This is a genomic window from Allobosea sp. TND4EK4 (assembly GCF_900156025.1).
In the GTDB taxonomy this organism is placed as follows: domain Bacteria; phylum Pseudomonadota; class Alphaproteobacteria; order Rhizobiales; family Beijerinckiaceae; genus Allobosea.
The window spans coordinates 12,455-32,719 of sequence record NZ_FTMO01000028.1 but is presented as its reverse complement, the minus strand read 5'-3'; the positions used below and the strand labels follow the sequence as shown (position 1 = coordinate 32,719).

At 69.0% G+C, this 20,265-nt stretch carries 15 protein-coding genes; 4 read left to right on the top strand and 11 right to left on the bottom strand.

The genetic code is table 11. From position 1 onward, the window contains the following. Window positions 1–113: 113 nt before the first annotated feature. On the bottom strand, window positions 114–800 hold the full coding sequence (locus BW981_RS20920; protein WP_076442746.1) for a fumarylacetoacetate hydrolase family protein: 687 nt from the start codon (window positions 798–800) through the stop codon (window positions 114–116). 214 nt (window positions 801–1,014) lie between these two features. On the opposite strand from BW981_RS20920, the gene BW981_RS20915 reads away from it, so the two are divergent. Beyond that, window positions 1,015–1,224, top strand: coding sequence for a cold-shock protein (locus BW981_RS20915; RefSeq protein ID WP_076442751.1), 210 nt, complete (start codon window positions 1,015–1,017; stop codon window positions 1,222–1,224). A 166-nt stretch (window positions 1,225–1,390) separates the two neighbouring features. Here BW981_RS20915 and BW981_RS20910 read toward each other — a convergent pair whose 3' ends face one another. Further along, window positions 1,391–2,629 carry a multidrug effflux MFS transporter gene (locus BW981_RS20910; RefSeq protein ID WP_210188716.1) on the bottom strand — a complete coding sequence of 413 codons (1,239 nt, stop codon included), beginning with the start codon at window positions 2,627–2,629 and terminating at the stop codon, window positions 1,391–1,393. 145 nt (window positions 2,630–2,774) lie between these two features. Further along, window positions 2,775–3,404 (bottom strand): glutathione S-transferase family protein, encoded by a 630-nt coding sequence (locus BW981_RS20905; protein WP_076442744.1) that lies wholly within the window; start codon window positions 3,402–3,404, stop codon window positions 2,775–2,777. Window positions 3,405–3,522: 118 nt separating this feature from the next. Between BW981_RS20905 and BW981_RS20900 the strand changes: the two genes are divergently transcribed. Further along, the gene (locus BW981_RS20900; RefSeq protein ID WP_076442742.1) at window positions 3,523–4,290 is read left to right on the top strand and encodes a hypothetical protein; all 768 of its coding nucleotides are present in this window, start codon (window positions 3,523–3,525) and stop codon (window positions 4,288–4,290) included. An 18-nt stretch (window positions 4,291–4,308) separates the two neighbouring features. Here the strand turns inward: BW981_RS20900 and BW981_RS20895 are convergent, their stop codons facing one another. The 3 genes from BW981_RS20895 to BW981_RS20885 form a co-directional block, all read right to left on the bottom strand. After that, window positions 4,309–5,283 (bottom strand): lysylphosphatidylglycerol synthase domain-containing protein, encoded by a 975-nt coding sequence (locus BW981_RS20895; RefSeq protein WP_076442740.1) that lies wholly within the window; start codon window positions 5,281–5,283, stop codon window positions 4,309–4,311. Between the two features lie 170 nt (window positions 5,284–5,453). Then, window positions 5,454–7,739, bottom strand: a complete 2,286-nt coding sequence (locus tag BW981_RS20890) for an NADP-dependent malic enzyme (RefSeq protein ID WP_076442738.1) — start codon at window positions 7,737–7,739, stop codon at window positions 5,454–5,456. A 176-nt stretch (window positions 7,740–7,915) separates the two neighbouring features. Further along, window positions 7,916–9,748 carry a methyl-accepting chemotaxis protein gene (locus BW981_RS20885; RefSeq protein ID WP_076442736.1) on the bottom strand — a complete coding sequence of 611 codons (1,833 nt, stop codon included), beginning with the start codon at window positions 9,746–9,748 and terminating at the stop codon, window positions 7,916–7,918. Between the two features lie 111 nt (window positions 9,749–9,859). On the opposite strand from BW981_RS20885, the gene mutS reads away from it, so the two are divergent. Beyond that, a complete protein-coding gene (gene mutS, locus BW981_RS20880; protein WP_076442734.1) occupies window positions 9,860–12,613 on the top strand; it encodes a DNA mismatch repair protein MutS in 2,754 nt (917 codons plus the stop codon). A 4-nt stretch (window positions 12,614–12,617) separates the two neighbouring features. Here the strand turns inward: mutS and BW981_RS20875 are convergent, their stop codons facing one another. The 4 genes from BW981_RS20875 to minC form a co-directional block, all read right to left on the bottom strand. Next, a complete protein-coding gene (locus BW981_RS20875; RefSeq protein ID WP_076442733.1) occupies window positions 12,618–14,054 on the bottom strand; it encodes a M20 family metallopeptidase in 1,437 nt (478 codons plus the stop codon). A 63-nt stretch (window positions 14,055–14,117) separates the two neighbouring features. Further along, complete coding sequence (gene minE / locus BW981_RS20870) at window positions 14,118–14,381, bottom strand: cell division topological specificity factor MinE (RefSeq protein WP_076442731.1); 264 nt, start codon at window positions 14,379–14,381, stop codon at window positions 14,118–14,120. After that, window positions 14,378–15,196: a septum site-determining protein MinD gene (gene minD, locus BW981_RS20865; protein WP_076442730.1), complete on the bottom strand. Its 819-nt coding sequence runs from the start codon at window positions 15,194–15,196 to the stop codon at window positions 14,378–14,380. The genes minE and minD overlap by 4 nt, the downstream gene beginning before the upstream one ends. A gap of 33 nt (window positions 15,197–15,229) precedes the next feature. Beyond that, a complete protein-coding gene (gene minC, locus BW981_RS20860) occupies window positions 15,230–15,973 on the bottom strand; it encodes a septum site-determining protein MinC (RefSeq protein ID WP_076442728.1) in 744 nt (247 codons plus the stop codon). Between the two features lie 173 nt (window positions 15,974–16,146). Between minC and BW981_RS20855 the strand changes: the two genes are divergently transcribed. Then, window positions 16,147–18,483, top strand: coding sequence for a heavy metal translocating P-type ATPase (locus BW981_RS20855; protein ID WP_076442727.1), 2,337 nt, complete (start codon window positions 16,147–16,149; stop codon window positions 18,481–18,483). 12 nt (window positions 18,484–18,495) lie between these two features. Here BW981_RS20855 and BW981_RS20850 read toward each other — a convergent pair whose 3' ends face one another. Next, on the bottom strand, window positions 18,496–20,196 hold the full coding sequence (locus tag BW981_RS20850) for a ShlB/FhaC/HecB family hemolysin secretion/activation protein (RefSeq protein WP_076442725.1): 1,701 nt from the start codon (window positions 20,194–20,196) through the stop codon (window positions 18,496–18,498). Window positions 20,197–20,265 lie beyond the last annotated feature (69 nt).

Below are 20,265 nucleotides of genomic sequence, written 5' to 3'. Positions count from 1 at the left end.
GCTTCTCCGTCGAAGCCCAGTCGACCGAACCGTCCGGAAGGAACGGCGTCGGCGCAATCGGGAACACCCCGGAGGCGGAAGCGGTGAGGGTCATGAGCCAATCCTCTCTGTCGTCAGGCAATGCGGGTGCGCACGGTGCCGACGCCGGCGATCTCGCCCTCCAGCACGTCGCCCTTGTTCACGGCCGCGACGCCTTCCGGCGTGCCGGTGAAGATCAGGTCGCCGGGCTTCAATTCGACGAGGCCGGAAAGATAGGCGATCGTTTCCTCGACGTTCCAGATCTGCTTGGAGAGGTCGGAGGTCTGGCGCACGACGCCGTTGACCGTGAGCTCGATCTTGCCGGCGCTGGGGTGGCCGGACTGCGCCGCCGGCACGATCTCGCCGACCGGGCCGGAGAGGTCGAAGCCCTTCGACATGTCCCAGGGGCGCCCGGTCTTCTTGGCGGCGTTCTGCAGGTCGCGGCGGGTCATGTCGAGCCCGGCGGCGTAGCCATAGACATGGGCCAGCGCCTCGGATTCGGGGATGTCCCTGCCGCCCGTGCCGATCGCCACGACCAGCTCCATCTCGTGGTGCAGGTCCCTGGTCTTCGTCGGGTAGGGCATGTCGGCGCCGTTGATCAACAGCGCATCGGCCGGCTTGGTGAAGAAGAACGGCTCCTCGCGATCGGGATCGCCGCCCATCTCGCGGGTATGTTCGGCATAGTTGCGGCCGACGCAGAAGACGCGGCGCACCGGGAAGGAGCCGCCACCGGCGACCGGAACCGAGACGATGGCGGGCGGGTCGATCACATAGTTGCTCATCAGGCGTTCCCTCGAGTTGGCCTGCGTTCATGAGGGAGAGCCGGCGGGACCGCAAGGCCCGGCCTGTCGCTGACGGTCTGCGCCACCGGCAAGGCGAAATGGCGATCTTCGCACGCGCGGAAAGGTTTGTGCGGCGCGTCGTTGCAACCGGCGCTGATTGCCCTCAAACTGTCTCTGCCGGAATGGTCCGGCACTATGACTGGAAGGAATGCAAGTGAGCACGGGAACCGTAAAATGGTTCAACGAGACCAAGGGCTACGGCTTCATCACGCCTGACCAGGGCGGCAGCGATATCTTCGTCCATATCAGCGCGGTCGAGCGCTCGGGCCTGCGCAGCCTGAACGAGGGACAGAAGGTGACCTTCGATCTCGAGCCCGATCGCAAGACCGGAAAGAACGCGGCGGTGAACCTCAAGGTCGCGTGAGCGACCCCTTTATGCGGGATTGCGAACGGCGGCGATGTCGCATCCCGGGCCACGGCGAATCCTGAACGCTTCGGCTGATGACGATTCCGGGCAGATCCGTCGCCAGAGGCGGCGGACAGAGCATCGGGAACGCCCGATGCTGAGATTCGAGAAGTCGCTGCGGCGCTCAGCTGCGCCCGGGCGCGGGATTGAACAAGCGCCCCTTCTCGACGAGCAGCACGATGACGAGTGCCATAAGGCCGTACAGCGCGAAGCCGAGCGTGATCGGCACGATCGTGCCGTCGAAATGCTGGCCGATATAGAAGCCGAGCAGCGCTCCCACCACCGTGGTGACGAAGCCTTGCACCGAGGAGGCCGTCCCGGCGACATGGCCGAGCGGGTCCATCGCCAGCGCGCCGAAATTCGGGCCGATCAGGCCGAAGCAGAACATGGCCCCACCCTGGAACAAGGCGAAGCTGATCAGCGATTCGTGCCCCGAGACCGCCAGCAGGGCATGGGTGCTCGTCAGCAGGATGTAGCCGACCAGTGCGCCATGCGAGACGCGGCGCATGCCGAGCCGCCCGACGATCCGAGAGTTCAGCAGCGAGGCCGCCGCCATGAACATCGCGATGCCCGCGAAGATCGTGGTGAACAGCTCGGGCGCGTGGAACACGTCGACGAAGATCTGCTGCGCCGAGTTGATGAAGCCGAAGAGCCCGCCCAGCACGAAGGCCATCGCCAGCATGTAGCCGACGCCGACGCGGCTGGTCAGAGTCGTCCGGAACGCGGCCGAGACATTCCTGAGGTTGATCGGCTTGCGGTCCTCCGGATGCTGCGTCTCGGGCAGCCTGAACAGCACGAACAGCATCACCGCGGCGCCGAAGCTGGTCAGCAGGCCGAAGATCCAGCGCCAGGGCGCGATCCAGAGGATGGCCTGCCCGATCGACGGCGCCAGGATCGGCACCGCGAGAAAGACGATCATCGCCAGCGACATGACGCGCGCCATCTCGCGGCCGGAATAGCAGTCGCGCACGATCGAGACGACGAGGACGCGCGTTGCCGCAGCGCCGATGCCCTGCACGATGCGGGCGATCATCATGCTCTCGAAGGAACCGGCGAAGGCGGCGGCGATGCTGGCGACGACATAGACGGAGAGCCCGGCCAGCAGCACCGGCCGGCGGCCATAGCGGTCGGAGATCGTGCCGTAGAAAATCTGGGAGATGCCGAAGCCGAGCAGATAGGCGGTGATGATCCACTGCCGCTGGTTCGCCTCGGCGATGCCGAGCGCCTCCGCCATCTGCGGCAGGGCGGGCAGCATCGAATCGATGGCGAGCGCATTCGTCGCCATCAGCGCGGCGGCGAGCCCGACGAAGGGATAAAAGCCCATGCCGTGGCGCGGCCGGGCGATGGCGGTCATGTCGTTCATGGCGAAACTTGCAATTGGCTGCGCAGCGTCGGCGCAGGAAGGGGAAGATGCCCCTTTTGAATGCGAAGAGGTTCTAAAGAGCGCATGGGCAGCGGGCAAGCCACCGGCGTGCGGCTCGCCATGCGCTGCACGCGGCGCGGGTGCTTCAGCCCGGCGACTTCATCTGCGCAGCCGCCGCATCGTCGAGCGCGCTTGCCCTCTGCGCGGCCGGCCGTTCCGCCAGCCTGGCGGCATAGGTCTCGAACGCAGGCCGCTTCTCGATGGAACCGAACTGCAGCCCCCATTGCAGATGCGAGCCGACATAGACGTCGGCCGCGGTGAAGCGTCCTCCGGCGATGAAGTCGCGGCCAGAAAGCGCCTGTTCCAGCGTGTCGAGCACGATGGAATAGCTGCCGTAGCCGATCATCATCTCGCGTTCCGGCGGGACGACCAGCCCCAGGGCCTTGTTGCTGACGGCGGCCTCCAGCGGGCCGGCGGCGAAGAACAGCCAGCGGTAATAGGCGCCGCGATCGGAAAGTGCCGGTGCCAGCTCCGCTTTCGGAAACGCATCCGCGAGATAGGCGCAGATCGCGGCGCACTCCGTCACCACGGTCTGGCCATGGACGATCGCCGGCACCTTCCCCATCGGGTTGATCGCCCTGTAGGCGGGGCTCTTCATCGGCTCGCCGAACCCGAGGAGTTCAGTCCGGTACGGTGTGCCGGCTTCCTCCAGCATCCAGCGGGCGATGCGGCCGCGCGACATCGGGTTAGTGTAGAGCACGAGTTCTTCGGCCATGGTGTCCTCCGTCTGTATGGCGGATCGGTTTTAGAGCGGCAGCGACCTCATGTCGTCAGGAGGCTCCCTGACGCACCGGTCACGGGCTGCTATCCTGCGGCCGAAGCAGGGCGGGAGCATGGACGAATCACAGCCGGTGCGCGGCGTCACCATCGCCGATGGGCGCATGACGATCGAAGGTATCCCTGCCGCCTATGTTCAGGACCCCGGCCGGCCCCTAGTGCTGGCGGCCGACGCGCTGCGTCTCGTAGGCGGCTTCGCCAGTCGCGAGGGGCGGTTGGAGGACAGGCGCCGGATCGAGGCCCAGGCGCGGATCGTCGATGGCGGGTTGCGCCGTGCCGGGCGGGAGGGCACCGCGACGCGGCTGCATCTGACATTGCGGCCCTTGCAGGCGGCGGCCGACGAGACGCGGCTGCTCCTCGTCATCGGCTGGCCCGAGGAGGAGGGCGGCGGGCTCGCCTTCGCCGAGGCCTTCGTCCCGATGGTGGTGTTCGAGGCGCTGAAGGCCGATCTCCTCGCCGGCCTCGCGGACACGCTGTCGCTCACCGCGAGCACGAGCCTCTGGATTCGCGAGGCGGACCGGGAGCGCGCGACGGATCGGCCGGTCGACCGCTACCTCGCGCCCGATGGCGAAGCCGGGGACACCGCGCCCGCCCGTGGCTTCATCGAAGCGCTGGAGTGGCGGCCTTCCGGGCCGCGGCAGCGCGAGACGGACGAGATCGCCGCGGTCGATGCGCCGCCCGCCCCCGCACCGGCCCCCCTCGCCGAGGCGGCGCTCGATGAGGCCGACGATGAAACCGCCGAAGAGCTGCGTCGCATCAACTGGAGCCTGCGCCAGCTCCTCGTGCTCTTCGCCTTCCTGCTGATCATCCTCGCGATCAAGTAGGCTCGCGGATCGCGAGGTTCAGCGCTCGCGCCGGCGGATGCGGCGGGCCATCTCGTTCAGCGCCAGCAGGACGAGCGCGAAGATGAAGGGCAGGAGGTAGTAGATCACCCGGAACAGGAGCAGAGCGCCCAGCACCTGCTCGAAGGGGATGCGGTTGAGCGCCACCAGCATGGTCGCCTCGAACACGCCGAGCCCGCCGGGCGAGTGGCTGGCGATGCCGATCAGGCAGCCGAAGATATAGGCCGCCAGGAAGGTCGGGTAATCGAGGTTGTAGCCGCCGGGCAGCAGCACGAAGAGCACTGCCGCAGCCGCGCAGACCTCGCAGGCGCCCAGCATCATCTGGCCGAGCGTGATGCCGAGGCCCGGCAGGTGCAGGTTCCAGCCCCTGACGCGCAAGGTTCGCTCATCCGTGGCGACCCAGACGAGATAGCCGAGGATGCCGAGCGCGATCACCGCCCCGACGATATGGACGACGAGTGGCGAGGTGCGCGCCAGCGCCGCGACCGAATCCGCCGAATAGAACAGGCTGACGCTGAGAATGGCGCCGAGCCCGAGCCAGAAGGTCAGCCCCGCGATGACGGTGAGGCTCGCGACCTCCGAGGCCCGGATGCCCTTGGGCGCATAGATCCAGTAGCGCACCGTGCCGCCGGTCACGATCGGGAAGCCGAGCGTGAACGAGACCGAGTAGCTGGTGAAGGAGGCGAGCGCCGTGGTGCGATAGGGGATCGAGAGGCCGAGCCTGCGCAACGCCAGGGCGTCGTAGCCGGTCAGCAGCAGATAGCTCAGCGCGGTGAAGGCACAGGCCAGGCCGAGCTGCCGCAGGCTGGCATTGCGGAAGGCACCGGTCAGCTCGTCCGGGTTCATCTGGCCGACAATGTGCCAGAGCACCGCGAGGGAGGCGCCGAAGATGGCGATGCTGGCGAGGGGGCCGAGCCACCACCAGCGGCTGCGCCTGCGCAGGGGGGTGCCTGGCTCGTGCGGGCCGAAGGACATGCGCTCTCTTAGGTGTTGCGCGCCGCCGGCCGGCGGCGCGAAGGGTCGAGGAAGAGCACGCCGGTCACGCACCCGCCGCAGACATAGCGCTTCGAGGCCGATGCACAAGCTGCCGCGGCGATCAAACGCACGAGGCGGACGTCAGGGTCCGCCTCGCCTTCGCAATCCGCTCAGCCGCCGATGTTGAACGCTGCCAGCGCCGCCATGTTGACGATGTCGGTGTCCTTCGCCCCCAGCGGCACGATCTGCACCGGCTTGTCGAGACCGACGATCAACGGGCCGATGACGGTCGCGCCGCCGACCTCCTGCAGGAGCTTGGTCGAGATCGAGGCCGAGTGGAAAGCCGGCATCACCAGCACATTTGCCGGGCCGGACAGACGGCAGAACGGATACTGGCTCATCAGCTCGCGGTTCAGCGCGACATCGGCCGCCATCTCGCCGTCATACTCGAAATCGACGCGCTGGGCGTCGAGCAGCGCCACAGCCTCGCGCACCTTTTCCGAGCGCTCGCCCGCCGGATGGCCGAAGGTCGAGAAGGCCAGCATCGCGACCTTCGGCTCATAGCCCAGCCGGCGCCCGACGCCCGCGGCCTCGATCGCGATCTCGGAGAGCTCCTGTGCCGTCGGCATCTCGGTGATCGCCGTGTCGGCGACGAGCACGGTGCGCTCCCGCGAGATGACGATCGAGACGCCGATGAGGCGATGCCCCGGCTTCTCGTCGATGACGCGGCGGACCTCCTCCAGCGCGATCGAATAGTTGCGGGTCACGCCCGTCACCATGGCGTCGGCATCGCCCAGCGCCACCATCGCCGCGGCGAAATGGTTGCGGTCCTGGTTGATCAAGCGCTGGCAGTCGCGAAAGAGATAGCCCTGCCGCTGCAGCCGCTCGTAGAGATATTGCGCGTAGGCGGCGTTGCGGTGCGAGAGCCGTGCGTTGTGAATCTCGATGCCCTTGGCCTCCAGATCGACGCCGAGGAAGGCGGCGGTCTCCTGGATGCGCTCGTCGCGGCCGACGAGGATCGCCTGGCCGAGCCCCTGGCTGACGAAGGAGGCGGCCGCCCGGATGACCTGCTCCTCCTCGCCCTCGGCAAAGACGACGCGCTTCGGGTAGCGCCGGACGCGCTCGAAGATGCGGTTGAGCGTTCCGGCGATCGGGTCGCGCCTCGCCGAGAGCTGCGCCTTGTAGGCGACGGTATCGACGATGGGCTTGCCGGCGACGCCGGAATCCATCGCGGCCTTCGCCACGGCCATCGGCACGACATGGATCAGGCGCGGGTCGAACGGCACCGGGATGATGTAGTCCTTGCCGTAGCGTGGCCGCGAGCCCTGATAGGCGGCGGCGACCTCGTCGGGCACGTCCTCGCGCGCCAGCATGGCCAGCGCCTCGGCCGCAGCGATCTTCATCTCCATGTTGATCGTGGTCGCCCGCACGTCGAGCGCGCCGCGGAAGATGAAGGGGAAGCCGAGGACGTTGTTGACCTGGTTCGGATAGTCCGAGCGCCCCGTCGCCATGATCGCGTCGTCGCGGATGGCATGCACCTCCTCCGGCGTGATTTCCGGATCGGGATTCGCCATCGCGAAGATGATCGGGTTCGGCGCCATGGAGGCGACCATCTCTGGCGTCACGGCGCCCTTCTGCGACAGGCCGAAGAAGGCATCGGCGCCCTGCAGCGCCTGCGCCAGCGTGCGCCGGTCGGTCACCGCGGCATGGGCCGACTTCCACTGGTTCATGCCCTCGCTGCGGCCCTGGTAGATCACGCCCTTGGTGTCGCAGAGGATGACGTTGTCGGGCTTGAAGCCCATCGCCTTGAGCAGCTCGATGCAGGCGATGGCGGCCGCACCGGCGCCGTTGATCACGAGCCGCGTCGACTTGATGTCGCGCCCGGTGATGTCGAGCGCGTTGATCAGGCCGGCCGCGGCGATGATCGCGGTGCCGTGCTGGTCGTCATGGAAGACGGGGATGTCCATCAGCTCGCGCAGGCGCTGCTCGATGATGAAGCATTCCGGCGCCTTGATGTCCTCGAGGTTGATGCCGCCGAAGGAGGGGCCGAGATAGCGCACCGCATCGATGAACTTGTCCGGGTCCTCCGTATCGACCTCGAGATCGATCGAATCGACGTCCGCGAAGCGCTTGAAGAGGACGGCCTTGCCTTCCATCACCGGCTTGGAGGCGAGCGCACCGAGATTGCCGAGGCCCAGAATGGCGGTGCCGTTCGAGATCACGGCGACGAGATTGGCCCGGGCCGTATAGTCGTAGGCACGGCTGGGGTCCGCCGCGATCGCATGCACCGGAACGGCGACGCCGGGCGAGTAGGCGAGGGAGAGGTCCCGCTGCGTCGCCATCGGCACCGTCGCCACGATCTCGAGCTTGCCCGGCCGTCCCTGCGAGTGGAACAGCAGCGCCTCCTGGTCCGTGAAGGTCGGGCGGGCGCGTTTGGTCGTCGGGCGGTCGGTCATGGCAGGCGTCTTCTTCTGGAGCGTTTCCTCGGGGGAGGGGGGACCATAGGGCACTGGCCCGCTGCATCACAAGGAGCCTTCCAGCCGAAGGGGGACGCTGCCGGGCGAGCCGAGGTCGGGTTGAGCGGCGAAAGGTCGGCGAGGCCGCGGCGCCGACCCGGCTGGAACAGCCCGCGCTAGAGCCGGCGCCGCACGCCCTGCACGAACTCGGCGACATAGCGGTCCAGCGCCGCCGTCTGCTCGTCGACCTTGGCGGCCGCCGTCGCCACCCGCGCGGCTGCCGCGCCGGTGACCCTGGCCTCCTTGCCGACGGTCGCGATGCTGGCGCTGACGGCACTGGTGCCGCCGGCGACGAGTTGCGCATCCGAGGCGATGCCCGAAACGATGCCGGCCTGGTGATCGGCCAGGCCCGCGATCGCGCCGGAGGTGCCCTCGATCGTCGTCATCGTCTCTTCGATCCGCGCGATCGCTTCGGCCGTCTTGCCTGCTGCCGAGTGGATGCCTTCCAGCGTTTCGGCGATATCGCGCGTCGCCTGCTGGGTTTGCTCGGCCAGGCTCTTCACCTCGGCGGCGACGACGGCAAAGCCGCGCCCGGCCGCGCCGGCGCGTGCCGCCTCGATGGTGGCGTTGAGCGCCAGCAGATTGGTCCGCGTCGCGATATCCTCGATGAAGCCGAGCACCGCGCTGACTTTGTCGGCGGCTTCCCCGAGCGCGGCAATGTCCCGGCGCGTGCCGCGGACATAGCGCGCTGCGTCACGCGCCGTCTGGTCGGCATGGGTGATCTGGCGGGTAAGCTCGCGGATCGAAATCTCGATTTCTTCGGCTGCGTGGGCAACGCTGCCGACGCGGTCGGACACGGCTTTCGCCTGGGACGTCACCGCGTCGGCCCGGCCGATCGTGTTATCGGCACTGCCCGTCATCTCGGTCGCGGCCGACCGCATCGACCGGACGGATCCCGCGACCTCCCCGAGGGCGGCCCCGACGCTGCGCTCCAGATCGCTGGCAAGCTCGGACAATGCGCTGCGCCGCTCGCCCTCGAGTTCCTGCTTGCGGTCAGCCAGCGTGCGCTCGTCGGTGACGTCGAGCAGAACGGCATCCCAGAGCTCCGTCCCGTCGGCGAGGCGGCGGATCGCGATATCCATCCTGAGCCAGACGATGGACTCGTCCATGGCGACGAAGCGTGCCTCGTAGCGCCATTGGCCCTTCGTCGCGCCATGCTCAAGATACTCTTCCTCCACCCGGCGCCGGTCTTCCGGCAGCATGCGGCTGCGCCAGACCTCCGGATCGCGCTCGACGTCCGCGCGCGAGAGGCCGAGCAGGGCGTCGAGACAATAGGAGGCGAATTTATAGCGGATGGTGCCGTCCGGAGCCTTCGTGCGCTGGTAGAGCATGCCGGGCGCCCGCGCGATCAGAGCGTCCAGCCGGTAGGCGTTCTCCCGACGCTCCATATCGTGAAACACGATCAGGCCGCCCAGGACGGTCCCCAGGACATTGATGCCGAGCGCGATCGGCAACGCGCGCGTCAGGTTCTGCCACGGGGGGGCATGATCGGCCATCACGAGCAGTGGCAGAAGCAGCATGCCAGCCGATGCGAGGGCAAGCCAGACGGTATCCTGCGAGGAAACGTGCCGGCCCTGACGGCGGGCTCGCAGATAAACCAGGCAGCCAGCCAGTCCGCTTCCGGCGATGCCGGCGATGCCAAGCCATTGGCTGCTGCCGCCGAGCTGGTAGCGATAGATGGCGAGCGGAACCGCCGTCAGCGCCATGCTCAGAGGGCCGCCGAGCGCAGCCGAGAGGATGGCGGTGGTCGTGCGGGAATCGACGATCAGCCCGGAGTCGAGAACCCAGGGATTGGCCATGCCGCACAGGCCCGCAGCGAGGAAGACGAGCCCGATCGTCGCGGCACGCAGAAAGCGTGAGCTCTCGAGCCGGTGCAGCATCGCGGTCAGGGTGAGTGCCGCCAGCAGCACGAAGGAGAGACTGCTGAGAAGGTGCACGAGAAGGGGCATAAGGATCAGCAGTAGCCTGGCGTCGCTTTGGTAAAGGCATTCTGCTTTCAATTGTTGAAAGCCGTCCTAACGGGTGGCCTTGCCGGCCGGTTTTGCTAGCGTGCGCGACCCATGCGCCATAGCCCTCCCCCCGATGCGATTTCTTCCTCCGGCCAGGCTGCCTCCGGCCAGGCTGCGGCAACCGCCCCGGCTGTGCCCGAGCGCGTGACGCCGATGATGGCGCAGTACATCGAGATCAAGGCCGCCAACCCGGACTGCCTGCTGTTCTACCGGATGGGCGATTTCTACGAGCTGTTCTTCCACGATGCCGAGCTCGCCTCGCGCACCCTCGGCATCGTGCTCACCAAGCGCGGCAAGCACCAGGGCGACGACATCCCGATGTGCGGCGTGCCGGTGGAGCGGGCCGACGACTACCTCCAGCGCCTCATCGCCGCCGGCCACCGGGTGGCGGTCTGCGAGCAGACGGAAGACCCGGCGGAAGCCAAGAAGCGCGGCGCGAAATCCGTTGTGAAGCGCGATGTGGTCCGCCTCGTCACGCCGGGAACCATCACCGAGGAGCGGCTGCTCGAACCCGGCCGCGCCAGCCTGCTTCTGGCGGTCGCGCGCCGCAGGACGGGGGAGGCGGCCTCGCTCTATGGTCTTGCCGCCATCGACATCTCGACCGGCCGCTTCACCGTGATGGAGACGCCGCAGGAGCGGCTCGCCATCGAATTCTCGCGGCTGGAGCCGCGCGAGATCGTCTGCCCGGACGCGATCCACGACGATCCCGAGCTGAAGGAGTTCTGGCGCGAGGTCGCGGTCCCGGTCACGCCGCTCGCCCGCGACGGGCTCGACGCGGCTTCGGCCGAGCGGCGGCTCAAGGAGTTCTTCGGTGTCGCCACGCTCGACGCCTTCGGCAGCTTCAGCCGGGCCGAGGTCGCGGCGGCCGGTGCCGCGCTGGCCTATGTCGAGCGCACCCAGCTCGGCGCCCGGCCGCCCCTGTCGCCGCCGGTGCGCGATTCCGGCTCGGCCACGATGCTGATCGACGCGGCGACCCGCGCCAATCTGGAGCTGACGCGAACCCTCAGTGGCGATCGCCAGGGCAGCCTGCTCGCCGCCATCGACCGCACCGTGACGCCGGGCGGCGCGCGGCTCCTCGCCGAGCGGCTGGCCGGTCCGCTGACCGACCCGGCCGCGATCGGCGCCCGGCATGACGCGGTGGCGCTGCTCGTCGATCAGCCCGCGCTGCGCGAGGATCTGCGCCGGGCGCTCGGCAAGGTGCCGGACCTCGCCCGCGCCCTCGCACGGCTCTCTCTGGACCGCGGCGGGCCGCGCGATCTCGCGGCGCTGGGGGCGGGGCTTGACGCGGCGCGCGAGATCGCGGCGATGCTGATCCGCTCCGGCGATCTGCCGGTCGATCTGGCCCGCGCCATGCGCACGCTCGGCGCGAGCGACCCGGATCTGCCGCCGAGCCTCAACGAGGCGCTGGCCGACGAGCTGCCGCTCAACCGCCGCGACGGCCGCTTCGTCCGCGAGGAGTACGACGCCACCCTCGACGAGCTGCGGCTGCTGCAGGTCGATTCGCGCAAGGTGATCGCGCAATTGCAGGCGCGATACGCCGGGGAGACCGGCTGCCGCACGCTGCGGATCAAGCACAACGCCATGCTCGGCTATTTCGTCGAGGTGCCGCAGGCGGCGGGCGAGGATTTCCTCAGGGACCCATGGCGCGCCACCTTCGTGCATCGCCAGACGATGTCGGATGCGATGCGCTTCTCCTCGGTCGAGCTCGGCGAGCTGGAGGCCAAGATCGCCTCGGCCGCGGACCGGGCGCTGAAGCTGGAGCTCGCGATCTTCGCACGGCTGGCCGAGCTGGCCCTGGCCCAGGCCGAGCCGATCAAGGCCGCCGCGCAGGCTCTGGCCGAACTCGACGTCGCCGCCGCCCTGGCCGACCTGGCCGCCAGCGAAGGCTGGACCCGCCCGCAGATCGACGACAGCGCCGCCTTCGCCGTCGCGGGCGGCCGCCACCCGGTCGTCGAGGCGGCGCTGAAGCGCGACGGCAAGCCCTTCGTCGCCAACGACACCGAACTCTCGCCGCCCGGCCCCGAGGCGAAGGGCGGCCGCATCTGCCTGATCACCGGCCCGAACATGGCGGGCAAATCGACCTTCCTGCGCCAGAACGCGCTGATCGCCGTGCTGGCGCAGATGGGCGCCTTCGTGCCGGCGGAGCGTGCCCATATCGGCATCGTCGATCGCTTGTTCTCGCGCGTCGGCGCCGCCGACGATCTGGCACGCGGCCGCTCGACCTTCATGGTCGAGATGGTGGAGACGGCCGCGATCCTGAACCAGGCCGGCCCGCGCGCTCTGGTGATCCTCGATGAGATCGGCCGCGGCACCGCGACCTTCGACGGGCTCTCCATCGCCTGGGCCGCGATCGAGCATCTGCATGAGATCAACCGCTGCCGCAGCCTGTTCGCGACGCATTACCACGAGCTGACGGCGCTGGGGGACCGGCTGGAGCGCGTCGCCAACGCCACCGTTCGCGTCACCGAATGGAAGGGCGAGGTCGTCTTCCTGCACGAGGTCGTGCCGGGCGCGGCCGACCGCTCCTACGGCATCCAGGTGGCCAAGCTTGCGGGGCTTCCCCCTGCCGTGGTCGAGCGCGCCCGCGCCATTCTGGGCGAGCTGGAGAAGACCGAGCGCGAGAAGCCCGTCGCCTCGCTGGTCGACGACCTGCCGCTCTTCGCGGCCCCGCAACGCCGGCAGCCGCCTGCGCCTGAGCCGGGAGCGACAGACGGCCTGCGCGAAGCTCTGGATGCGCTGGAACTCGACGAGATGACGCCGCGCGAGGCGCTGGAAGCGCTCTATCGGCTGAAGGGTCTCGCTTAAGGCCTCAGTGCGCCGCCATGTCGAGCGGCGGGGCGATATCGTCGCCGATCGGGTTCTGGAAGGGGTTTTTCGCGCGGAAGGCGGCGAAGTCGTCCTTCGCGGCTTTCAGCAGCTCCGGCTGCGACAGCACGTCGACAGCGACCCCCGCCATCGCCTTGGCCGCGAGCGCGAGACCCTTATGCGCGGCCGGGGCCTTGCCCTGCGCCACCAGCTGCCAGGAATGGCCGGGCGTGCCGATGGCGTAGCAGGCGGCCCGGCACTGCACGGTCGGCACCACCCAGCTCACCGTCCCCACATCGGTCGAGCCGATCGACAGGTCGGTCTTGGCATCGAGCGGGCAGATCTCGTCGCTGAGCGATTCGCCCTCCCGCACAGGCAGGCCGCTGCGGGCATAGGAGGCGCGGATGTCCTCGGCCGAGAAGGTCTTCTGGAACGCGGCGGCCAGCGCCCGGTCGGCGCCGTCGAAGCCGGGGCCTCCGAGACGCAGGAGATTGGCGTACATCGCCTCTTCCAGCGGGCGGTTGCCGACAAGGTTGGCGTCGCCCGAGAGCTGGCGGGCGACGACCGTCGTCTCGGTCATCAAAGCCGCGCCTTCCGCGATCGCCTTGACCCGGCGCACGAGGTCCCACATCTCGCCGAGCGTCAGCGCGCGGATGAGGTGGCGTACCGTCGCCTTTGCCTGCACGACATTGGGAGCGATGCCGCCGGCATCGATATAGGCGTAATGCACCCGCGCCGAGGCCGGCATGTGCTCGCGCATATAGTTGACGCCGATGTTCATCAGCTCGACGGCATCGAGCGCCGAGCGGCCGAGATGCGGCGCGGCCGCGGCATGCGAGGCCCGGCCATGGAAGGTGAACTCGACCTCGACGCAGGCGAGCGAGACCGGCAGGCTGACCGCGGTGAAGGCCGAAGGATGCCAGCAGATGGCGATGTCGACATCGTCGAAGGCGCCTTCGCGCACCATGAAGCCCTTGGACGAGCCGCCTTCCTCGGCCGGACAGCCGTAATAGCGCACCCGGCCGGGCGCTCCGGTGGCGGCGAGCCAGTCCTTGACGGCGGTGGCGGCGAGCAGTGAGGCGGAGCCCAGCATGTTGTGGCCGCAGCCATGGCCGTTGCCGCCTTCGATCAGCGGGCGATGTTCGGCGACCCCGGCCTCCTGGCTCAGGCCCGGCAGCGCGTCGTATTCGCCGAGGATGGCGATGACAGGCCCGCCTGCACCGGCCTCGCCCAGCATGGCGGTCGGAAGGCCCGCAATGCCGTTCTCGACCCGGAAGCCCTGCGCCTCCAGCATCGCCGCATGCTGCGCGGCCGAGCGCTGTTCCTGGTAGTTCAGCTCCGGCATCTCCCAGATCCGGTCGCTGAGCGCGAAGAACTCCGGCGCCTTGGCATCGGCGAGGCGCCAGATCTCGTCGGAGTTGGGGGAAGCGCTGCTGCTCATGGGTAGGCCTGTCTGGTGGTCACGCGCCGAAAGGAGCGCGTGCTGGAAAAGGGAAGGCGGCCCTCAGGCCGCCTTCCTGCCCGCATCGAAGGGGATTTCGATATCGACCGCAAGGGTCGAGACCTGGGCGCCGCGCTCCATGCGGACGCTGACCTTGTCGTCGTCGACCTGCATGTGCTTCGAGATCGCGCGCAGGATCTCGTCGCGCAGCTTGGTCACGAGGTCGGAATCGCCGACGGCCGCGCGCTCATGGGCGAGCAGGACCTGCAGGCGCTCGCGCGCGGCGGGGGCCGACTGGCGGCGGTGGAAGAAGCGAAGCAGGCTCATGCCGCTTTCCTTCCGAAGAACTTGCCGAAGAAGCTGCCGCGGCGCTCGCCGGGCACCGTGATCGGCAGCATCTCGCCCTGGAGCCGGCGCGCGGCGTCGAAATAGGCCAGCGCCGGGGCGCTCTTCTCGTCGGCGAGCGTCACCGGCGAGCCGACATTGGAGGCGCGCAGCACGTCCATGCTCTCCGGGATGATGCCGAGCAGCGGGATCGAGAGGATTTCCAGGACGTCATCGACCTTCAGCATGTCGCCGCGCTCGGCCCGGACGGGGTCGTAGCGGGTGAGCAGCAGGTGCTTTTCCATCCGCTCGCCGTTCTCGGCCTTGAGCGTCTTGGAATCGAGCAGGCCGATGATGCGGTCGGAATCGCGGACGGAGGAGACTTCCGGGTTGGTCACGACGATGGCGACGTCGGCATGGCGCATCGCCAGCGTCGCGCCGCGCTCGATGCCCGCGGGGCTGTCGCAGATCACCCAGTCGAAGGCGTGGCGCAGCGCGCCGATCACGGTCTCGACGCCCTCGGCGGTGAGGTTGTCCTTGTCGCGGGTCTGCGAGGCCGGCAGCAGGTAGAGCGTCTCCAGCCGCTTGTCGCGGATCAGCGCCTGGGTCAGCTTCGCCTCGCCCTGGATGACGTTGACGAGGTCGTAGACCACGCGGCGCTCGGCGCCCATCACCAGGTCGAGATTGCGCAGCCCGACGTCGAAATCGACGACCACGACCTTGTCGCCGTTGCGGGCGAGCGCTGCCCCGAGTGCGGCGGTCGACGTCGTCTTGCCGACGCCGCCTTTGCCCGATGTAACCACGATGACCTTGCCCATAGACCCTCTCCCGTTGAATGAGCGCGCCGGCCGTCAGGCGAGCGTAGCGAGCTTGAAGCTGTCGCCTTCCAGCCAGAGCTGGACGGCCTTTCCGCGCATGGCCGGGTCCAGGTCCTCGGCCGTCTTGTAATAGCCGTCGATGGCGACGAGCTCGGCTTCCAGCCGGCGGCAGAAGATGCGCGCCTCGGCGTTGCCCATGGTCCCGGCCATCGCCCGGCCGCGCAGCGTGCCGTAGACATGGATCGAGCCGCCGGCGATGACCTCGGCGCCGGAGGCGACCGAGCCGATGATGGTGATGTCGCCTTCGGTGAAGACCAGCGACTGGCCGGAGCGCACCGGCTCCGTGATGACCAGCGACGCGGGCGCTTTCGGCGCGACCGCGACCGGCGCGACGGAGACCGATGCCGGCGTCGAAGCGGCAACCGGCGCCGGCTCTTCCGTCCTGGGCGGCTCGATCTCGGAGGTCGTGCGTCCGTCGCTCAGGGCCGGCGGCAGATCGGGCCCCAGCATCGAGGGACGCGCGCCTTCGATCCCCATGATGCGCACCTGACGGGCGGCGAGCTTGGCGACGAGGTCGCGCAGCTCCGCCCGGTCGATGTCGAGCCCGGTGATGTCGAGCACGGCTGGCCGGCGCATGAAGAAACCGGCCGAGCGAGAGGCCAGATCGTCGAGCCTGACGAGCCAGTCCTCGAACGGCATCTCCGGCGCCAGCGCCAGGGCCAGGAAGCTGCGCCCTTTCAGGCGAATAGGCCGCGGTTGCGTTAACACGTTGGTCATCTTGGTAAATTTTCGGTTTCTTCGCTCTAGCGCGAGAATGGTTAACGAGCGGTAAACCTTAACGCCGCCACCGCCATCTCCTGTCAGCGGCACGGGGCTCAAAAGGGGGCTTGAACCTGAAGTCGCTAGAGGTTGTAGAGAGGCTGTCTCGACGCGCGAGCAGGAGACGAGACATGGCCGCAACCGAAAAAACCCAGCCGCTGCATGCCTGGAAGGTGAGCGGCATGGATTGCGCGAGCTGCGTCGCCAAGGTGCAGGGCGCGATCGAGAAACTGCCCGGTGTCAGCGAGGTCAGCCTGTCGCTGATGTCGGAGACGCTGCGCTTGCGGCTCGACGAGGCACAGACGCAGGCCGACGCGGTCGAGAAGCGCGTCAGCGGCCTCGGCTACCGAATCGCAAGGCTTGGCGGGAGTGCGGCCGCCGCGACGGCGAATCAGCCGGCAGGGCACGGGCACGGTCAGGCATGCTGCGCTGGCCACGATCACGACCACGGGCACCGGCACGACGACGATCATGCCGGTCACGGTCATGGTCACGCGCATGACCCGGCGGCGCTGGGGAACGGGCACGCATCCTCCGCAGCCTCCCAGGACCACGGCCATGGCCTGCCGGGGCACGTCCATGAGGCGACGCTGCCGGGCACGCCCTGGTATGGCACCGCCAAGGCCCGCCTCGTCGCGCTGACCGGCGCTCTGCTGGCCGGCGCCTGGGGCGCGAGCCTCGTCTGGCACGGAGCCTCCTACTGGCTGTTTTTCGCCGCCTGCCTGATCGGCCTCGTGCCGGTGGCGCGGCGTGCCTTCGCGGCGGCGCTGGCGGGCATTCCCTTCACCATCGAGATGCTGATGACGATCGCCGCGGCCGGAGCGCTGGTGATCGGCGCGGCGGAGGAGGCGGCTCTGGTCGTCTTCCTCTTCGCTGTCGGCGAGGTGCTGGAGGGCGTCGCCGCGGACCGCGCCCGCAATTCGATCCGCGCGCTGGGTGATCTCGTGCCGAAGACCGCCCTGCTCGAAGAAGCGGGCGAGACGCGCACCGTCGACGCGGCCAGCCTCGCCATCGGCCAGACCGTGCTGGTCCGGCCCGGCGATCGTGTTCCCGCCGACGGCGAGATCGTCTCGGGCGTCTCCGGCATCGACGAGAGCCCCGTCACCGGCGAATCGGTGCCGAAGACCAGGGGCGTCGGCGAGGCGGTTTTCGCCGGCTCCGTCAATCGCGAGGCGGCGCTGCGGGTGAAGGTCACCCGCGCAGCCGAGGACAACACCATCGCCCGCATCATCCGCCTGGTCGAGGAGGCGGAGGCGGCGCGCGCCCCGACGGAGCGCTTCATCGACCGCTTCTCGCGCATCTACATGCCGATCATCGTCGGGCTCGCGATCCTTGTTGCGCTGGTTCCGCCGCTGGCTTTCGGCGGCGCCTGGGATGTCTGGATCTACCGTGCATTGGCCCTGCTGCTGATCGGCTGCCCCTGTGCGCTGGTGATCTCGGTGCCGGCCGCGATCGCCGCCGCGCTCTCGACCGGGGCCCGGCAAGGCCTCCTGCTGAAGGGGGGTGTGGTCATCGAGGCCGCCGCCAAGGCGGGGATCGTCGCCTTTGACAAGACCGGGACGCTGACGGCGGGCACGCCGCGCGTCACGGAGGTTGTGGTGCTGGACGGCGACGAGCGCCGGGTTCTCGAACTCGCCTCGGCGGTCGAAACCGGGTCGAGCCACCCTCTGGCGCTCGCCGTCCTGGCGAAGGCCAGGCAGAGCGGCGTCACCATCCGCCCGGCGCAGGAGGCCGGCGCCATCGCCGGGCAGGGCGTCACCGGCAGGCTCGACAACGTTTCGGTCTTCGTCGGCGCGCCGCGCCATGCCGAGGCGCGCGCGACCTTCGGCGCCGCGGCGCAGCAGGCGGTCACCAGGCTGGAGGCAGCCGGCAACACCGTCGCGGCCGTCGTTGCGGACGGGCATCTCGCCGGGCTGATCGCGTTGCGCGACGAACCGCGTGAGGACGCGGCCGCCGCCATCGCGGAGCTGAAGGCGATGGGCGTGCGCGCGCTGATGCTGACCGGCGACAACGCCCGCACCGCAGCGGCCATCGCCGGCTCGCTCGGACTGGATCACAAGGCCGAGCTGATGCCGGACGACAAGGTCGCGGCCATCCGCGAGGCCGCCCAAAGCGCGCCGGTGATGATGGTCGGCGACGGCATCAACGATGCGCCCGCGCTCGCCGCCGCCAGCATCGGCGTGGCGATGGGGTCCGGCACCGATGTGGCGCTGGAGACGGCCGATGGCGCGATCCTGAAGAGCCGGGTCCGCGACGTGCCGGCGATGATCCGTCTGGCGCGTGCGACGATGGCCAATATCCGCACGAACATCGCGGTCGCGCTCGGCCTCAAGGCCGTGTTCCTGGTGACGAGCGTGCTCGGCTATACCGGCCTGTGGGTCGCGATCCTCGCCGATACCGGCGCGACCGTGATCGTCACCGCGAACGCGCTGCGCCTGCTGCGCTTCGATGCCGGCAAGAGGCGGTGAACGCCGCGGCCCTCAGAGCCTGAAGGCGTTCGACAGCGAGAACAGCAGCCGCGCGCCCCTGCGCGGCTCGAAGGGCGAATTGACGACGACCGGCTTGGCGACGCCGACCGTCAGGTTCAGGTCGTCCGTCAGGAACACGCGCGCGCCGGCCCCGACCGACATGAAGCTCTGGTCGAGGCCCCCGCCGGAGAGCCGGTAGCGGGCCGCGCCGCCTTCCACGAAGCTGAAGAGCTGGTAACCCTTGGCGAAGAGGCCTGTCAGGGACTGGTCGAAGCGCAATTCGGCCGACCCCGCAATGGCATCGTCGCCCGAAATCCAGCCGGCATCGAAGCCGCGTCCGAAGGACAGGCCGCCCAGCGCATATTGCTGGGAGGTCAGCAGCGGCCCGGAGGCGAGCTGTCCGCCTGCGGCCAGCCTGACCGACCAGCGGTCCGTCAGGTTCTCGTAATGGGTGAGTGCGCCATTGATCAGGGTGAAGTGCGGCGAGGCCCCGATGCGCGAGAGCCAGTCCGCGCTGTCCGGCTGGTCGTCGATCAGGCCGAGGCCCTTGCGGACAGTGACGGAGGCATAGGTCCAGCTCGAGTCCCGCAGATGCAGCTTGTAGTCGGCGGTCAGGCTGGCGATGCCGATGCGATCGGCCGAGAGCGGGCCGATGAAGGCCTGTTCGGAGGCGCGGGTCACGCCGATCGCGCCCGTCAGCCACAGCGACTGCATCTGGCTCAGGATCGGCGCGAAGGAGAGCCGTGCCTCGACCGTGTCGCTCTTGGAGCGGTCTCGGATGTAGCGCCGCAGATCGCCCGGCCAGATGTCGCTGTGCGAGGCGGCGATGCCGATCTTCCAGCTCTCCGAACCGAGCGGGAGCTCATAGGCCAGCCGGCCATAGCGCAGCTCGCGCGGATGGCCGGGAACGAAAGAGCCGCTGACGCTCAGGCTGTCGCCCGGCACCACCAGGGAGTTGAGCGCCAGATTGGCCGAGCCCTGCCAGGGGCCGGAGGAGACCGACCCCATATTGTCGAGGCCGGCGGCCCCGTAGAGCCGCCAGGTCTCGGCCTTGATCGTCAGGCGGAAGCGGCCGGAGCCGGGAACGATCTCGTCGAGAGTCGTGTCGACCACCTTGACGCCCGGGCGTTCGTTGATGAGCAGCAATTGCCGCTCCATCGTCGCCAGTCGCGCCGGTCGCTCCTGCCTGATCGGCTCGAGCAGGTTGTCGAGCCCGAAAACCGCCGAACCGCCGGAGATGCGGGCATCCGCGATCACCCCCTCGACAACCGTCACGCGCAGCACGCCGCCGCGCATGTCCTGCGGCGGGATCAGCGCACGGCTGAGATGGTAGCCGGCCCGGCGGTACAGATCGGTGATGCCGGCGGCGATGGCCGAGAGATCGGCCGTCGTGATGTCCCGGCCGAGATGCGGCGCGTAAATTTCTGCCAAAGCCAGGGCCGGGAGGGCGGATGCGCCTTCGAGCGCCACCTCTTTCAGGCGGAACAGCGGCTTCTGCTCTCCGGCAGCGGCGCTTGGGGCGATGGCCGGAAGGGCGACCGGCGCGCGACGCTCCTCGCTCTCGCGGCGCTCGCTCTGGCTTTCGACCCCGGGCTGGGGAGGCCGCGCGGATGGAAGGAAGGGCTGCGCCGAGGCGCCGATCGGGAGCCAGGGAAGCATGGCCGCACCCAGCGCGGCCGCCGCCAGGCCCCTCTGCACGTCCTTGCGCATCATCGAAAACTGCCGCTCCGGCCCCGGTTAACCAACCGTGAAGAACAATGGTTAACCAAGTCTGACCGGCGG

Bases quoted from the DNA above. Each gene is read 5' to 3' on its own strand.
- BW981_RS20920 (WP_076442746.1), bottom strand. From the start codon at position 800: ATGAGCAACTATGTGATCGACCCGCCCGCCATCGTCTCGGTTCCGGTC.
- BW981_RS20910 (WP_210188716.1), bottom strand. From the start codon at position 2,629: ATGAACGACATGACCGCCATCGCCCGGCCGCGCCACGGCATGGGCTTT.
- BW981_RS20905 (WP_076442744.1), bottom strand. From the start codon at position 3,404: ATGGCCGAAGAACTCGTGCTCTACACTAACCCGATGTCGCGCGGCCGC.
- BW981_RS20900 (WP_076442742.1), top strand. From the start codon at position 3,523: ATGGACGAATCACAGCCGGTGCGCGGCGTCACCATCGCCGATGGGCGC.
- BW981_RS20895 (WP_076442740.1), bottom strand. From the start codon at position 5,283: ATGTCCTTCGGCCCGCACGAGCCAGGCACCCCCCTGCGCAGGCGCAGC.
- BW981_RS20890 (WP_076442738.1), bottom strand. From the start codon at position 7,739: ATGACCGACCGCCCGACGACCAAACGCGCCCGCCCGACCTTCACGGAC.
- BW981_RS20885 (WP_076442736.1), bottom strand. From the start codon at position 9,748: ATGCCCCTTCTCGTGCACCTTCTCAGCAGTCTCTCCTTCGTGCTGCTG.
- mutS (WP_076442734.1), top strand. From the start codon at position 9,860: ATGCGCCATAGCCCTCCCCCCGATGCGATTTCTTCCTCCGGCCAGGCT.
- BW981_RS20875 (WP_076442733.1), bottom strand. From the start codon at position 14,054: ATGAGCAGCAGCGCTTCCCCCAACTCCGACGAGATCTGGCGCCTCGCC.
- minE (WP_076442731.1), bottom strand. From the start codon at position 14,381: ATGAGCCTGCTTCGCTTCTTCCACCGCCGCCAGTCGGCCCCCGCCGCG.
- minD (WP_076442730.1), bottom strand. From the start codon at position 15,196: ATGGGCAAGGTCATCGTGGTTACATCGGGCAAAGGCGGCGTCGGCAAG.
- minC (WP_076442728.1), bottom strand. From the start codon at position 15,973: ATGACCAACGTGTTAACGCAACCGCGGCCTATTCGCCTGAAAGGGCGC.
- BW981_RS20855 (WP_076442727.1), top strand. From the start codon at position 16,147: ATGGCCGCAACCGAAAAAACCCAGCCGCTGCATGCCTGGAAGGTGAGC.
- BW981_RS20850 (WP_076442725.1), bottom strand. From the start codon at position 20,196: ATGATGCGCAAGGACGTGCAGAGGGGCCTGGCGGCGGCCGCGCTGGGT.